At 70.3% G+C, this 14,155-nt stretch carries 15 protein-coding genes; 6 read left to right on the plus strand and 9 right to left on the minus strand.

Features of this window, described 5'->3' with window-relative positions; all coding sequences use genetic code 11:
• Positions 1-13: 13 nt before the first annotated feature.
• Genes ACLZN2_RS00465 through ACLZN2_RS00480 form a run of 4 tightly spaced genes read right to left on the minus strand, consistent with a single transcriptional unit; the run spans position 14 to position 3,016 of the window.
• Entirely contained in the window at positions 14-784 is a 771-nt protein-coding gene (locus ACLZN2_RS00465; RefSeq protein WP_416976460.1) for an amino acid ABC transporter ATP-binding protein, read from the minus strand.
• The gene (locus tag ACLZN2_RS00470; RefSeq protein ID WP_416976277.1) at positions 784-1,434 is read right to left on the minus strand and encodes an amino acid ABC transporter permease; all 651 of its coding nucleotides are present in this window, start codon (positions 1,432-1,434) and stop codon (positions 784-786) included. Before ACLZN2_RS00470 ends, ACLZN2_RS00465 begins: the two co-directional genes overlap by 1 nt.
• Positions 1,434-2,177: an amino acid ABC transporter permease gene (locus ACLZN2_RS00475; RefSeq protein ID WP_416976278.1), complete on the minus strand. Its 744-nt coding sequence runs from the start codon at positions 2,175-2,177 to the stop codon at positions 1,434-1,436. The genes ACLZN2_RS00470 and ACLZN2_RS00475 overlap by 1 nt, the downstream gene beginning before the upstream one ends.
• A gap of 50 nt (positions 2,178-2,227) precedes the next feature.
• Positions 2,228-3,016 (minus strand): transporter substrate-binding domain-containing protein, encoded by a 789-nt coding sequence (locus ACLZN2_RS00480; RefSeq protein ID WP_416976279.1) that lies wholly within the window; start codon positions 3,014-3,016, stop codon positions 2,228-2,230.
• A 324-nt stretch (positions 3,017-3,340) separates the two neighbouring features.
• Here ACLZN2_RS00480 and ACLZN2_RS00485 point away from each other — a divergent pair, with 324 nt between their 5' ends.
• From ACLZN2_RS00485 to ACLZN2_RS00500, 4 genes are all read left to right on the plus strand, one after another.
• Positions 3,341-4,168 (plus strand): IclR family transcriptional regulator, encoded by an 828-nt coding sequence (locus ACLZN2_RS00485; protein WP_416976280.1) that lies wholly within the window; start codon positions 3,341-3,343, stop codon positions 4,166-4,168.
• Between the two features lie 89 nt (positions 4,169-4,257).
• Positions 4,258-4,671: a helix-turn-helix domain-containing protein gene (locus tag ACLZN2_RS00490; protein WP_416976281.1), complete on the plus strand. Its 414-nt coding sequence runs from the start codon at positions 4,258-4,260 to the stop codon at positions 4,669-4,671.
• Between the two features lie 139 nt (positions 4,672-4,810).
• Positions 4,811-5,497 (plus strand): hypothetical protein, encoded by a 687-nt coding sequence (locus ACLZN2_RS00495; protein ID WP_416976282.1) that lies wholly within the window; start codon positions 4,811-4,813, stop codon positions 5,495-5,497.
• A 174-nt stretch (positions 5,498-5,671) separates the two neighbouring features.
• Entirely contained in the window at positions 5,672-6,010 is a 339-nt protein-coding gene (locus tag ACLZN2_RS00500) for a DUF2516 family protein (protein WP_416976283.1), read from the plus strand.
• Positions 6,011-6,174: 164 nt separating this feature from the next.
• On the opposite strand, the gene ACLZN2_RS00505 is transcribed toward ACLZN2_RS00500, so the two are convergent.
• From ACLZN2_RS00505 to ACLZN2_RS00515, 3 genes are all read right to left on the minus strand, one after another.
• Positions 6,175-7,533 (minus strand): PP2C family protein-serine/threonine phosphatase, encoded by a 1,359-nt coding sequence (locus tag ACLZN2_RS00505; RefSeq protein ID WP_416976284.1) that lies wholly within the window; start codon positions 7,531-7,533, stop codon positions 6,175-6,177.
• Between the two features lie 290 nt (positions 7,534-7,823).
• The gene (locus tag ACLZN2_RS00510) at positions 7,824-8,921 is read right to left on the minus strand and encodes an NlpC/P60 family protein (RefSeq protein WP_416976285.1); all 1,098 of its coding nucleotides are present in this window, start codon (positions 8,919-8,921) and stop codon (positions 7,824-7,826) included.
• A gap of 381 nt (positions 8,922-9,302) precedes the next feature.
• Positions 9,303-10,133 carry a class I SAM-dependent methyltransferase gene (locus ACLZN2_RS00515; protein WP_416976286.1) on the minus strand — a complete coding sequence of 277 codons (831 nt, stop codon included), beginning with the start codon at positions 10,131-10,133 and terminating at the stop codon, positions 9,303-9,305.
• 216 nt (positions 10,134-10,349) lie between these two features.
• Between ACLZN2_RS00515 and mshA the strand changes: the two genes are divergently transcribed.
• Together mshA and ACLZN2_RS00525 are read left to right on the plus strand one after the other, a co-directional pair.
• Positions 10,350-11,687 carry a D-inositol-3-phosphate glycosyltransferase gene (gene mshA / locus ACLZN2_RS00520; protein WP_416976287.1) on the plus strand — a complete coding sequence of 446 codons (1,338 nt, stop codon included), beginning with the start codon at positions 10,350-10,352 and terminating at the stop codon, positions 11,685-11,687.
• Positions 11,680-12,225: a YbjN domain-containing protein gene (locus ACLZN2_RS00525; protein WP_416976288.1), complete on the plus strand. Its 546-nt coding sequence runs from the start codon at positions 11,680-11,682 to the stop codon at positions 12,223-12,225. Before mshA ends, ACLZN2_RS00525 begins: the two co-directional genes overlap by 8 nt.
• Here the strand turns inward: ACLZN2_RS00525 and ACLZN2_RS00530 are convergent.
• Together ACLZN2_RS00530 and ACLZN2_RS00535 are read right to left on the minus strand one after the other, a co-directional pair.
• The gene (locus tag ACLZN2_RS00530) at positions 12,210-12,722 is read right to left on the minus strand and encodes a hypothetical protein (protein WP_416976289.1); all 513 of its coding nucleotides are present in this window, start codon (positions 12,720-12,722) and stop codon (positions 12,210-12,212) included. The genes ACLZN2_RS00525 and ACLZN2_RS00530 overlap by 16 nt on opposite strands.
• 23 nt (positions 12,723-12,745) lie before the next feature.
• Positions 12,746-14,020, minus strand: coding sequence for an MDR family MFS transporter (locus ACLZN2_RS00535; RefSeq protein WP_416976290.1), 1,275 nt, complete (start codon positions 14,018-14,020; stop codon positions 12,746-12,748).
• Between the last annotated feature and the right edge of the window lie 135 nt (positions 14,021-14,155).

Consider the following 14,155-nt stretch of genomic DNA (forward strand, 5'->3'; position numbering starts at 1 on the left):
GAAGGAATGCCTCTCACGTGTCCAGGACGCGGTGCAGGAACTGCTGGGTGCGCTGCTCGGCCGGGTTGCCGAAGACCTGCTCGGGCGAGCCCTGCTCGAGGACGACGCCGCCGTCCATGAACACGACCCGGTCGGCGGTGTCCTTGGCGAAGCGCATCTCGTGGGTGACGACGACCATGGTCATGCCCTCCTCGGCGAGGGAACGCATCACACCGGTGACCTCACCGACGAGTTCGGGGTCGAGAGCGGAGGTCGGTTCGTCGAAGAACATGATCGCTGGGTCCATGGCCAGCGCGCGTGCGATGGCGACGCGCTGCTGCTGGCCACCGGAGAGCTGGGCGGGGTAGGAGTCGGCCTTGTCGGCGAGCCCGACCCGCTTCAAAGCGGCCCGGCCGCGCTCCTCTGCCTCGGCGCGGGAGAGCTTCCTGACCTTCAGCAGGGCGAGCGTGACGTTGCCCAGAGCGGTCTTGTGGGGGAAGAGGTTGAACTGCTGGAAGACCATCCCGACGTGCCCGAAGATCTCAGGCGCGCGCTTGCGGTCGTGCAACGGGACACCGCCCACCCACACCTCGCCGCTGTCCGCGCGCTCCAGGTCGCACATGATCCGCAGCAGGGTGCTCTTGCCGGAGCCGCTGGCGCCGATCAGGACGACGACCTCGCCCGGCTCGACGTCGATGTCGACGCCCTTGAGGACCTCCAGTTCGCCGAAGCGCTTGTGAACGCCGGACAGTGAGATCCGCGAGGTGGTCACCGCCTTCTGCTGGGCGGCGGGGTCGGTGATCATCATGCGGTGACAGCCTTTCGCTCCATGCGCCGCACAAGCAGCGACAGCGGGTAGCAGACAACGAAGTACAGGACGGAGACGGCGAGGTAGGAGGTCGCCGGGTCGCCCACGCGGTCGATGACCGCCTGGCCCTGGCGGACCAGTTCGACGTAGCCGATCACCACGGCGATCGAGGTGTCCTTGATCAGGGAGAGGTACTGGCCGACCAGCGGGGGCAGGACGATCGCCCGGGTCTGGGGAAGGATGACGCTGACGAACGTCTGGATGCGGGGCAGGCCCAGCACCCGTGCCGCCTCCCACTGGCCGCGGGGCACCGCCTCGATGCCGGCCCGGAAGATCTCCGCGATGTAGGCGCCCTGATAAAGGGTCAGGGCGAGCAGGGCGGCACCGAAGACGGTGATGCCCACGAGGCCCAGGTAGGCCGCGCCGAAGTAGATGAAGAGCATCTGGATCAGCAGCGGGGTGCCGCGGAAGACCTCCAGATAGCCCCGGGTGAGCTGGGCCAGGACCGGGATGCGGCTGGTGCGTACGGCCGCGACGACCAGCCCGAGCAGGGTGCCGGTGGCGATCGCCGCGAGCGAGAGCAGCACGGTGGCCCACAGGCCGGAGACATACAGTTCACGGTTCGACCAGATGACCGACCAGTCCATCACGCCTCCTTCTGGACGGGACGGGTGGAACGCGCCGGCAGCAGACGGCGTACAGCGCTGAGAGGACGGGTCCGCTCCGAGGGGCGCAGGGGAGGCTTGAAGGCGACCCGCCCGATGAGTCCCGCCACGAGGACAACCGCGTTGGTGAGGACCAGGTAGAGCACCGCGGCGATACCGAACACCTGCACGGTCAGCAGCGTGCGGGAGTTGATGACCATCGCCGTGCCGGTCAGCTCGGGAACGGAGATGGCGGACAGCAGCGACGAGCCCAGGATGATCTGGACCAGCTGGTTCACCACCGCCGGGTAGACGTTGCGCAGGGCCTGCGGAAACACCACGTGCGCGAAGGTGCGAGTCGGGCTCAGTGCCAGTACCCGAGCTGCTTCACGCTGGCCGCGGGGCACGGCCTGGATGCCGGCGCGGAAGATCTCGGTGAGGTACGCGCCGACGTTGACGCCGAGGGCCAGCACACCCGCCTGCACCGGGCTCAGCCGCAGACCGGCCGAAGGCAGCGCGAAGTAGGCGACGAACATCTGCAGCAGCACGGGGGTGTTGCGGATGACCTCGACGTAGACCGCGGCGGGCGCGCGCAGGAGCGCGTAGCGGGATCTGCGGGCCGGCGCGCCGAGCAGCCCGAGGACGAAGGCCAGGGCGAACGCTTCGAGCGAGAGCTTCAGAGACAGCCAGGCCGCGTCGAGATAGGTGGCCCAGTCCCTCAGGGCGTAGGTCCAGTCAACGAACATGGGACTCCTCCCTGGGCGGCGGCAGGGGAGGGGCCGCCGCCCAACCGGACTCAGTAGGACGGGTTGAGCGGGAAGACACGGTCGACGCCGAACCACTTCTTGTAGAGGGCGTCGGCCTGTCCGGAGGTGTTGAACTCCCGCAGCCACGTGTTGACCCACTGCAGCCAGGTGGCGTCGCCCAGCGGAACGCCGATGCCGTTGTACTCCAGCGGCACCACGGAGTCCTCGGTGACCTTGAGGGAGGAGTCCTGCTTGGCCTGGAAGTTGAGGAAGTTGGAGTCCTCGACCATGGCGTCGGCCTGGCCCTGCTTGACGGCGAGCACGGCGGCGGCGGAGGTGTCGTACTCCTGGATCTTCGCCTGGGGGTTGCCGGCCTTGACGGCGTCGCCGTTGGTGGAGCCCTTGGTGACGGCGACGGTCTTGCCGCTGAGGTCCTTGAGGGTGGAGATGCCGCTGGCCTTCTTCACGAGCATCACCTCGCCCGCGACGATGTAAGGGCTGCTGAAGGCGACCTGCTTGGCCCGCTCGGCGGTGGTGGTGAAGTTGCAGACCACCGCGTCGACCTTCTTGGTCTGCAGGTTGGGGATGCGGTTGGCGGACGTGGTGTCGACGATCTTGACCTTGACGCCGAGGGCGGTGGCCATGGCGGTGGCGACGTCGACGTCGAAGCCCTGGGGCTTGTTGTTCTTGTCCATCGAGCCGAACGGCGGGAACGTCAGGCAGCTGGCGACGTTGAGGGTGCCGCGCTTGACGACGTCCTGCAGCGTCGAGGACTGCTGGTTCGCAGCCGAGGTGGCGCTGCTGGAGGTGCAGGCGGCCAACGATGCGACAGCGGTCACACCGATACAAATCGCCATCAGATTGCGAGTACCGTGACGAAATCTCATGCCAGGCATTCCCTTCCGGGAGGGTTTGAGGGTGAGCCGGGACGGCCGGAGAAGGGGGTGATCACCATCGACCGCCAGCTGTGTTCCGCTATGCAAAATCGCGTTTCGCATAACGTTGGGGAGAAGTTAGCCCGGCGCCCCATGGTCGTCAACGGTCGATTTCAACATGTGACATTTCGTTTTGCTATGCAGTACGGTAGGCTGCCGGTTGGGTCCCCGCAGTGGGCCCGCAGGGGCTGATCGCCCTCGCAACGCATCTCCGCGGGAGGAACCGGCGTGCCTTCGCCCGACAGCGCGAACCAGACCCCTGACGTGCCAGGGGCCCGTCGCAACTCCTCGTCATCCCTGCGACGTGCGCTGAGCATCCTGATGTACCTGGCCGAAGACGGCGGCCATCCGCAGGGGACCTCGCTCACCGACCTCGCCACCGGGCTCCAGATGAGCAAATCCACCGTGCTGCGGCTCGTCGGCCCTCTGCGTGAGACGCGGCTGGTGGACCAGGATCAGGAAAGCGGCCACTACCGGCTCGGGCCGCAGAACGCCCTGCTCGGGCAGCTCTACCTGGAGCGCCTCGACATCCGGCGCACGGCGTCCCCACTGCTGCACCAGCTCGCCCAGGACGTGCGCGAAGCGGTGCACCTGGTCAGCTTCGATCCCCCCGAGATCGTGTACATCGACAAAGTCGAGAGCCCCCAGGCCGTACGCATGCACTCCCGGGTCGGCGGGCGCCAGCCCGCCTACTGCACCGCCACTGGAAAGGCCTTCCTCGCCCACGCCGCCGACGATGTCCTCGACAAGGTGATAGCGGCCGGCATGCCCGCCCGTACACCAGCCACCCTCACCTCGCCCGAGCAACTGCACGCCGAACTCGCCCGCATCCGCGAGCGCGGCTACGCCATCGACGATGTGGAGAACGAACTCGACATCCGCTGCGTGGCGGCACCGGCCTTCAACCACAGCGGGGCCGTTGTCACGGCGGTCAGTATCTCCGGCCCGGCTTCCCGCGTGACACACGACCGCCTCGAAGAGATCGGAAGGCAAGTCATCGAGACGGCGCAAGCTCTCACCGACCGCCTGGGCGGAATAGCTCCGGCACCTCGGTGAACAATTCTCAAGTGTCGGCCCCAGTGACGCGACACACTATTGCAAGCAGGTGCTTGCAATAGTTAGCGGCGTTGGTGCACAGTGGAGGCATGGCATCGCTCAACGTCGGCAACCTCGGTGACTACCTGCGCGAGCAGCGGCGCAACGCAAAGCTCTCGCTCCGGCAGCTCGCCGACGCCGCCGGGGTGTCCAATCCCTATCTGAGCCAGATCGAGCGCGGGCTGCGCAAGCCGAGCGCGGAGGTGCTGCAGCAGGTCGCCAAGGCCCTGCGGATCTCCGCCGAGACGCTGTACGTGCGGGCCGGCATCCTCGACGCGGAGCGGGACCGGGACGAGGTCGAGACCCGCGCGGTCATCCTCGCCGATCCCACCCTGACGGAGGCGCAGAAGCAGGCACTGCTGCAGATCTACGAGTCCTTCCGCAAGGAGAACGGATTCGAGATCGGCCAGGAGAGCCCGCCGGGAGACGACGGCGACGCCGATCCGCAGCAGACGGCCAGTTGACCGGACCAGGGGACCGGCCGCCCGACTGCGGACCCGTACGACTTTCAGCCGAAGACGACGAACACGCGCAATACGCAGACACGCGAAACACGCAGACACGCGAAACACGACGAACGTGAATCCGGGAGGATCTACAACCATGGCCATCACCGACGACCTGCGCAAGACCTTCAGCGACCCCACCCCGCTCTACTTCGCCGCAGGCACCGCCGACCTGGCTCTCCAGCAGGCGAAGAAGGTGCCGGCTCTGGTGGAGCAGCTGCGCGCCGAGGCCCCGGCCCGTATCGAGGCCGTGCGCAACACCGACCCCAAGGCCGTGCAGGAGAAGGCCGCCGCCCGTGCCAAGGAGGCCGGTGCCAAGGCCAAGGAGGCGCAGGAGACCTTCCAGACGAAGGTCAACGAGTTCATCGCCACCCTCGACGGTGACATCAAGAAGCTCGGCACCACGCTCGACGCCGACATCAAGAAGCTCGGCGAGTCCGCCCAGGACCTCGCGCTGCGCGGTGTCGGTGTCGCCGCCGAGTACGCGGTCAAGGCCCGCGAGACCTACGAGAAGGTCGCCGAGCACGGCGAGCAGGCCGTGAAGACCTGGCGTGGCGAGGCGGCAGACGAGATCGAGGAACTGGCGATCGCCGTCGAGGGCAAGGACGAGCCCAAGGCCGCGAGCACCACCGAGGTCAAGGCCGAGCCGAAGCCCGCCCCGGTCGCCGAGGCCAAGCCCAAGGCCGCGCCCGTGCCGGCGCCCACGCAGAAGACGGCCGCCAAGAAGGCCCCGGCCGCCCGCAAGGCCACCACCGCGAAGAAGACGACGCCTCCGGCGAAGTGAGACGCGCCGCCGGCGTCGAGGCCGACAGGGACATCAACGCGGACATACGGTCACGGGCCGGGCACTCATTCGGTGCCCGGCCCGTTGTACGGGTAACGAGAGCGCGGTTGCGGGTACGGTGACCGCGTAAGGACGAGCCGGGTCGTGCCGAATCGGGTGGTGGATGTAGTGCTGATGCAGGGGTTCGCAGGGTTCATGTCGCTGCTGAGCCTGGCCCTGATCGTGTTCAGCGGCTTCGCTCTGATCGACGCGGCCATCCGCCGCGAGGACGGCTACCGGGCCGCCGACAAGCAGACCAAGCCCTTCTGGATGATCATCCTCGGGATCGCCTTCGTGGTGAACCTGATCTTCCCGATCCTGTCGTTCCTGCCGGTCATCGGCCTGGTCGCGACGATCGTCTACATGGTCGACGTCCGCCCGGCCCTCCGCTCCCTCCCGGGCGGCGGGCGCAGCCAAAGAGGCGGCGGCTCCAGCAGCGACGGCCCGTACGGCCCGTACAACGGCGGCCGGTAGAAGGGGATGGGGGCGCCCCGCAGGGGCGCAGCCCTCAGGGGCGCGGGGCTGCGTTGATATGCGGCTCCGCCGCGTGGGCGCGACCAGCCACAAACGGCCCGCACACGGCAGCCGACCCGCAACACCCACGGTGACGCCCCGATTTCGGCTCCCCCAGCGGAGCGCTACGGCACGCGATCCAACAGCACCACAGCCACATCATCCGTGAGCTCCCCCCCATTGAGCTCCCGCACCTCACTCACCGCGGCCCGCAGCAGCTCCTCCCCGCTCAACCCCTCCCCGAGCTGCCGGCGGATCATCTCCACCATCCCGTCCTGCCCGAGCCGCTCCTTGCGCCCCGCGCCGACCCGCCCCTCGATCAGCCCGTCGGTGTAGAGCATCAGGCTCCACGCCGCCCCGAGCTCCACCTGCATCCGAGGCCAGCGGGCGCCCGGCAGCAGCCCGAGCGCGGGCCCGTTGTTCTCCTGCGGCAGCAGCCGCGCCGGCAGGCCGGGCCCGGCGACCAGCGGCGCCGGGTGCCCGGCCAGGTACAGCCCGGCCCGTCGCCCGTCCGGCGCGATGTCGACGGTGCACAGCGTCGCGAAGATCTCGTCGTCGTCCCGCTCGTGCTCCAGCACCTGTTGCAACGTGTTGAGCAGCTCGTCGCCGGACAGCCCCGCCAGGGTCAGCGCCCGCCAGGCGATGCGCAGCTCCACGCCGAGCGCCGCCTCGTCCGGGCCGTGCCCGCAGACGTCGCCGATCATCGCGTGGACCGTGCCGTCGGGCGTGCGGACGGTGTCGTAGAAGTCACCGCCGAGCAGCGCGCGTGAGCGGCCGGGGCGGTAGCGGGCGGCGAAGCGCAGCGGGGAGCCCTCCAGGAGGGGTGTGGGCAGCAGTCCGCGCTCCAGCCGGGCGTTCTCCTGGGCGCGCAGCTTGCCCTCGGCGAGCCTCCGCTCGGCCGTGTCGGAACGTTTCCTCTCAACGGCGTAGCGGATCGCGCGGCTCAGCAGCCGGCCGTCCAGCTCGTCCCGGAAGAGATAGTCCTGGGCGCCGACGCGCACGGCCTCGGCACCGCGCTCGGCGTCGCCGGAGGCGGTGAGCGCGAGCACGGCGTGCCGGGGCGCGAGCCGCAGGACGTGCCGCAGGACGGCGAGTTCCTCGTCGGTCTCGCCGGCCTTCGCGGCCCGGCCCGGCGCGGGCAGCGCCAGGTCGAGCAGGATGCAGTGCACGTCGTCGGTGAGCAGCCGCTCGGCCTCGGTGAGGTTGCGGGCGGTGCGGACGCGGATCGGCTTGCCGTCCGAGTCGACCAGATCGGGGACGATCGGCGCGGCCGTGGGGTCGTCCTCGATCAGCAGCAGGGTGAGCGTGGTGGGCGCGGGGTCGTTGTCGGCCGTCGCGGCGTCGCGAACGGTCTCGTTCTTGCGGGCGGCTTCCCGCCGGGGCGGGTCCACGTCGTCGGAGGGGCCGCCTGCGGCGGGCACGGCCTGCGCCTGACCACACTCCGCGGCCGGGATCGCTCTCTGCCGCGGTACGGGTGCGGACATGGTGTCGGGTTCCTTCCCTCCCCCCGAGGGCACGGCGGGGACGAGGGACCTCGACCCACCGACCGGGACCATAGCGGCAGAAGGCGCCGCAGCGGAATGGTGTACGGCACGCCGTTTGATCTCAGGCCACTGTCATATGCCGCGTTCCCTACCGCAGTTGGGCAGGCCGGTACGGGGGCGGGGATGACGAACGTCACGTCCGTAAGGGGTTTGGGGTACCGAGGGAGGTGCCCTGTGTCACGTGCCGGGGGTCACGAGGTGGGCGATTGAACCCTTTTGGGGATTTCGCCTCATGCGTCCGGTCGCACCACCGCGAGGATCGGCATCGTGCCCGCACCGGCGAGAGTGACCGTACGGCCCGGACGCGGGGCGTGGATGATCGCGCCGTCGCCCACGTACAGCGCGACATGGCTCGCGTCGCCGAAGTAGATGATCAGGTCGCCGGGGCGCATGTCCTCGATGGCGACGTGCTCGAGCTGCTTCCACTGTTCCTGGGAGGTGCGCGGGATCGTCTGCCCGGCGCTCTTCCACGCCTCGGAGGTCAGCCCGGAGCAGTCGAAGGAGTCCGGGCCCTCGGCGCCCCACACGTACGGCTTCCCGATCTGCGCGGTCGCGTACGCGATGGCCTGCTTGCCCGCCGCGCTCGCCTTGCCGTCGATCTCGTCGAGGATGCCGGTGTCCAGCCAGGCGGTCTGCGCCTTCTGGTCGGCCTGTTCCTGGAGCTTGGCGAGGCGTTCCTTCTCGGCCTTCTCCAGCTGGGACTCCAGCTTCTCGGCCGCCGCGATCTGCTTCTCGACCTTCTTCTGGGCCGCCGCCTTGGCCTTGCGATTGGCCTCCAGCTTGGTCCACTGCGCCGAGGCGTCCGCGGAGTACTGCTCCAAGTCCTCCTGGGTGCGGGTCACTTCCGCGATCAGGCCCTTGGTCGCACGCTGGCCCTGAAGCACCCGGCCGGCACCGTTGAGGAAATCGCTCGGGTCGTCGCTCAGCATCAGCTGGGCCTCGTCGGGCAGCCCGCCCGTGCGGTACTGGGAGCGGGCGGCGGCTCCGGCCCGGTCCTTCAACTCGGCGAGCCGTTCCTGGCCTTCGACGATCTTCTGGGCCAGGGCGACGATCTCCGCGGACTGCTTCTTCGCCGCCTCCTCCGCCGCGTTGTAGGCGTCGGTGGCGACCGCGGCGTCGTGGTAGAGCGTCTCCAGCTTCTCGCGGACCTCTTCCAGGTCCCTGCTGGGCGGGAGGGTCAGGTCGGGGGCGGTGGTCGCCGTCGGGGACGGCGTAGGGCTGCTGGGGCTGCTCGGGCTCGCGAACGCCGCGCCGGGTGCCCCCAGCACGGTCACCGCGCAGACGACCGCCACCGCGATCGCGAACAGACCGCGCTTGCCCGGACCCATACCTCGTCCCCCAAACTGATTTCCCGTCAGTAACTTACGGCGCTCGGGGGATCGTGCCACGTCACGGCCGAAAGTGACAGAGTCAGCCCCGGAACCGACAGGTACCGAACAGCTGAGCCCTTCCAGCCGACAGGTGGAGCCCTTCCCCCCTCACTCCGCGGCACTCCCCGGAATGATGATCGCCCCGCCAATGTGACGAACGACTCACGGAGATCGTTCCCGGGGACCACGAAAGAGTTAACGGCCGGCGATACGGATCCGTACGCGACGAGATCCGTACGCGGCGAAACGGACCCGTACGCGGCGAGATCCGTACGCGACGATACGGATCCGTACGCGGCGAAACGGACCCGCACTCGGCGATACGGCCCTCAACGGCCCTCACCGAAGCGGCGCCAACGCCCCCCATCGCACCGTCACTTCCCCCTGCCGCCACCGCACCGGCCCGTCCGTCACCGGCCAGTCCGCCGTGAGGTCGCGCACCGCGCGGATCCAGCGCTGGCGGGCGCCGTACGACGCGTAGGGGGCCGCGGCGGCCCAGGCGCGGTCGAAGTCGCGCAGGAAGGCGTGCACCGGCTCGCCCGGCACATTGCGGTGGATCAGCGCCTTGGGCAGCCGCTCCGCGAGGTCCGAGGGCCGTTCCAGGGACGCGAGCCGGGCCGCGAAGGTGACCGTGCGCGGCCCCTCGGGCCCGAGCGCGACCCAGACGTGCCGGCGCCCGATCTCGTCACAGGTCCCCTCGACGAGCAGCCCTCCTCCCGAGGCCCCGTCGTTCCCCGACGCCCCGCCGGCCGGCGCGAGCCGGGCGCACAGCCGCTCCCAGACCCCGGCGACCTGCTCCTCGTCGTACTGCCGCAGCACATTGGCCGCGCGCACCAGGTGCGGCCGCTGGGGGAGGGGCAGCTCGAACCCGCCGTGCCGGAAGGACAACCCGTCACGCTCGTACGGCTTCGCGGCCGCGACCCGCGCGGGTTCGATCTCGACGCCCACGACACGCACGCGTGGCGCGACGGAACGCAGTCGGCCGAGCAGTTCGACGGCCGTCCAGGGCGCCGCCCCGTACCCGAGGTCGACGGCCACGGGATCGGCGGCGCGCCGCAGCTCGGCGCCGTGCGTCGCGGCGATCCAGCGGTCCATGCGGCGCAGCCGGTTGGGGTTGGTGGTCCCGCGCGTGACGGTGCCCACAATGCGCAGGGACGCGCGGGAGGTCATGACATACGAGGGTAGGCGGTGCGCCGGGCGGGCGATGACGCGCCCGGCGGACGCCCGCGAGGCTCGAACGGTTGAGCGATCCTGGTAACGCTCAGGCAAAAATCCCCTCCCCTCCGGTCCCGCCCGGAATGGGAACGCCTCCCTCCGGCGTTCCAGCCCCCTGGGAGGGCTTTCGCCCCCTCCGTCCGGCATGCCCGCAGCAAGGAGGAACGCCACGTGAGCCAGTACGCCAGCAGGTTCGGGCGTCGCTCTCCGGCAACGCCCCCGCGGCTCAGGCTCCACCGCCGCCCCCGCCGTGTCGCGATGCTCTCCGTGCACACCTCACCGCTCCACCAGCCCGGCACCGGCGACGCCGGCGGCATGAACGTCTACATCGTGGAGCTCGCGCAGCGCCTCGCCGCGATCAACATCGAGGTGGAGATCTTCACGCGCGCGACCGCCGCCGCGCTCCCCCCGAAGGTGGAGATGGCCCCCGGCGTCCTCGTCCGCCACATCGACGCCGGCCCCTACGAGGGACTCAACAAGGAGGACCTCCCCGCCCAGCTGTGCGCCTTCACGCACGGCGTGATGCAGGCCTGGGCCGGCCACCGCCCCGGCCACTACGACCTCGTCCACTCCCACTACTGGCTCTCCGGCCACGTCGGCTGGCTCGCCGCCCAGCGCTGGGGCGCCCCCCTGGTGCATGCCATGCACACCATGGCCAAGGTCAAGAACGCCAACCTCGCCGACGGCGACACCCCCGAGCCCGCCGCCCGTGTCATCGGCGAGACGCAGATCGTCGACGCCGCCGACCGCCTCATCGCCAACACGGCGGAGGAGGCCGACGAACTCGTACGGCACTACAGCGCCGACCCCGGCAAGGTCGCGGTCGTCCACCCGGGCGTCAACCTCGACCGCTTCTCCCCGGCCGACGGCCGCGCCGCCGCCCGCGCCCGCCTGGATCTCCCGCAGGACGCCCTGGTCCCCCTCTTCGCGGGCCGCATCCAGCCCCTGAAGGCCCCGGACGTCCTCCTCCGCGCCGTGGCCGCACTCCTCGACGTACGCCCCGACCTCCGCTCCCGGCTCGTCGTACCGATCGTCGGCGGCCCCAGCGGCAGCGGCCTCGCCAAGCCGGAGGGCCTGCAGAAGCTGGCCGCCCGCCTCGGCATCGCGGACGTCGTACGGTTCCGCCCGCCCGTCGGCCAGGAGAAGCTCGCGGACTGGTTCCGCGCCGCCTCCCTCCTCGTCGTCCCCTCCTACAGCGAGTCCTTCGGCCTGGTCGCCATAGAGGCCCAGGCGGCGGGCACCCCGGTGCTCGCGGCGGCGGTCGGCGGCCTCCCGGTGGCCGTACGCGACGGCGAGACGGGCTTCCTGGTCCAGGGCCACGACCCGGCGGCGTACGCGCGCGTACTGGAACGTTTCGCCGACACCCCGGAGCTGCCCGCCCGCATGGGCACGACCGCAGCCGCCCACGCCCAGTCGTTCGGCTGGGACACGGCCGCGGCCGCCACCGCCGACGTCTACACGGCCGCGACCTTGGCCCACCGCCGTCACGTACGCTCCCAGCATGGGTGACGCGGACAAGAGCGCAGCACAGGTCATCGAGGCGTACCTGGAGGACGCGGAGCTGGAGTGGGAGAGCCCCCGCCCCGGCTCCTACGTCGTCCAGCTCCCCGGCACCCGCAAGCTGAAGACGACGGTCTCCTTCCTCGTCGGCCGCCACTCCCTCTCACTCAACGCCTTCGTCATCCGCCACCCCGACGAGAACGAGCCCGGTGTCCACCGCTGGCTCCTGGAGCGCAACCTCAAGCTGTACGGCGTGAGTTACGCCGTCGACCAGCTCGGCGACGTGTACGTCACGGCCCGCCTCCCTCTGTCCTCCGTGACGCCGGACGAGGTGGACCGCCTCCTCGGACAGGTCCTGGAGGCGGCGGACGGTGCCTTCAACACCCTGCTGGAGCTGGGTTTCGCCTCCGCGATCCGCAGGGAGTACGCGTGGCGGGTCTCCCGGGACGAGCCGACCCGCAACCTGGACGCCTTCGCGCACCTGACACAGCGCCCGGCCGACCGACCCCGGAAGTCCCCGAGCGCCACGGACTACGGGTCGAGCTGATCGGCGAACGCGCGCAGGGCGTCGGCCAGCTCCTTCTTGGTCGGCAACTGGTCGACCTTGGCGTCGAGTTCGGCGATACGACGGTTCAGCTCCTCCAGATCCGCCGGTGAGCCGGTGCTGGGCTGCGGGTCGACGGGCGTCTCGGTGGCGTCGGGATCGGTGCCGCCGTCGGTGCCGCCCGTACCGCCCGCACTGCCGTCGGTGCCTTCGCTGACGCCGACGGATCCACCGTCGTCGCCTCCCGTGCTGCCCCCGGTGTCGGCGGGCTGGGTGGACTCGCTCACCGTGGGCAGGGGGGTCTCGCCGTCGTCCTCACCGGCCGCGAGGGCGGCGCCGACGCTCAGCGCCACCAGGGCCGCCGCCCCCGCGACGGCGGCCGTGAGACGCCCGACGCGACGGCCGCGCCGGCTGGAGGGGGTGAGGGAGGTGCCGGAGTCGATGCCGTGGTCGTTGCCCTGGTCGTCGTGTGCTCTCTGTGTGTTCTGTGTCTCGTCCATGCCAGGACGCTAGCCGGGGACGATCAGCGGACGGCGGACTTCCGCGCATACCGCCCCGGGGCCGGCGCGTCCGCGGTCGGCGCGTCCGCGGACGGCTCGTCCGAGGGCATGCCGCGCATGAGGACGGCGTACCCGACCCCCGCCGCCGTACCGAGGACCGCGCACGCTCCCCACAGCCACTCCGCCCCGAACCGGTCGATGACGAACCCGGACATCACGGGCGCGACCAGCGAGGCGACGGCCCAGGACAGGGTGTACATGCCCTGGTAGCGCCCGCGTCCGTGGGTGGGGGACAGGGCGACGACGAGCCCGGTCTGGGTCGGCGCGTTGACGATCTCGGCGAGGGTCCACACGCAGACGGTGAGCGCGAACACGCCGACCGACCCGGCGAAGGCGGTGAGCCCGAAGCCGTATCCCGCGAGGACCGAGGAGATCACGAGCAGCCGCCGCGGATCCCGGTGCTCGATGAACCGGGTGACGGGAATCTGGAGCACCACGATCAGCACACCGTTCACGGCGATGGCCAAGCCGTAGTCGGCGGGCGTGAACCCGGCGGCGCCCATGGCCACCGGCAGCCCGACGGCCCCCTGCTGGAAGACGAGCGCGACCAGGAACGACAGCCCGACGACACTCATGAACCGCAGATCGCGCACCACGCTCCCGAGCCCGGCGGACTCCTCCCGCACCGCCTTGCTCTCCCGCTCCGGCCGGGACTCGGGCAACTTGAGGAAGATGACGACGGCGCACACGAAGGTCATTCCGGCCTCGAGCAGGAACCCGGCGCGGTAGCTGACCTCGGCGATGAACCCGGCGGCCATGGAGGAGACGGCGAAGCCGAGGTTGATCGCCCAGTAGTTGAGGGAGAAGGCCCGCACCCGGTCCTCGGGCCGCACGATGTCGGCCATCATCGCCTGCACGGCGGGCCGCGAGGCGTTGGACGCGGCACCGACGACGAACGCGACACCGGCGATGGCGACGGGATCGGTGACGAACCCGAGGACGGCGACGGACGCGGCCGTGGACGTCTGGGAGAGCAGCAGCGTGGGCCGCCGCCCGATCCGGTCCGCCATCACCCCGCCGCCCAGCGAGGAGACGACCCCGCCCAGCCCGTGCAGCGAGACGACGAGCCCGGCGTAGGAGGCGGAGTACCCGCGGTCGAGCGTCAGATACAGCGCCATGAAGGTGGCGACGAAACCCCCCAGCCGGTTGACGAGCGTGCTGGTCCACAACCACCAGAACTCACGAGGCAGCCCGGAGAGGGTCTCGCGGGCGGCACGTCTGAGTGCGGTGACGGACATGGCGAAGCCCCCGTTGGTAAGTGCCGTAAGTAATGCTGAGACCTTACGAAGCCGAAGGTGCCGGAGGCGAGCCGATTAACAGAACCAGTCAACCGTCCGAGGAACCGTCCGAGGTACGAGCAGGGGCGCACCGCA

The organism is Streptomyces sp. T028 (genome assembly GCF_048159505.1).
Lineage (GTDB): Bacteria > Actinomycetota > Actinomycetes > Streptomycetales > Streptomycetaceae > Streptomyces.

Coding starts and splice junctions, on each gene's coding strand:
- ACLZN2_RS00465 (WP_416976460.1), bottom strand. CDS start 784: ATGATCACCGACCCCGCCGCCCAGCAGAAGGCGGTGACCACCTCGCGG.
- ACLZN2_RS00470 (WP_416976277.1), bottom strand. CDS start 1,434: ATGGACTGGTCGGTCATCTGGTCGAACCGTGAACTGTATGTCTCCGGC.
- ACLZN2_RS00475 (WP_416976278.1), bottom strand. CDS start 2,177: ATGTTCGTTGACTGGACCTACGCCCTGAGGGACTGGGCCACCTATCTC.
- ACLZN2_RS00490 (WP_416976281.1), top strand. CDS start 4,258: ATGGCATCGCTCAACGTCGGCAACCTCGGTGACTACCTGCGCGAGCAG.
- ACLZN2_RS00495 (WP_416976282.1), top strand. CDS start 4,811: ATGGCCATCACCGACGACCTGCGCAAGACCTTCAGCGACCCCACCCCG.
- ACLZN2_RS00500 (WP_416976283.1), top strand. CDS start 5,672: ATGCAGGGGTTCGCAGGGTTCATGTCGCTGCTGAGCCTGGCCCTGATC.
- ACLZN2_RS00505 (WP_416976284.1), bottom strand. CDS start 7,533: ATGTCCGCACCCGTACCGCGGCAGAGAGCGATCCCGGCCGCGGAGTGT.
- ACLZN2_RS00510 (WP_416976285.1), bottom strand. CDS start 8,921: ATGGGTCCGGGCAAGCGCGGTCTGTTCGCGATCGCGGTGGCGGTCGTC.
- ACLZN2_RS00515 (WP_416976286.1), bottom strand. CDS start 10,133: ATGACCTCCCGCGCGTCCCTGCGCATTGTGGGCACCGTCACGCGCGGG.
- ACLZN2_RS00525 (WP_416976288.1), top strand. CDS start 11,680: ATGGGTGACGCGGACAAGAGCGCAGCACAGGTCATCGAGGCGTACCTG.
- ACLZN2_RS00530 (WP_416976289.1), bottom strand. CDS start 12,722: ATGGACGAGACACAGAACACACAGAGAGCACACGACGACCAGGGCAAC.
- ACLZN2_RS00535 (WP_416976290.1), bottom strand. CDS start 14,020: ATGTCCGTCACCGCACTCAGACGTGCCGCCCGCGAGACCCTCTCCGGG.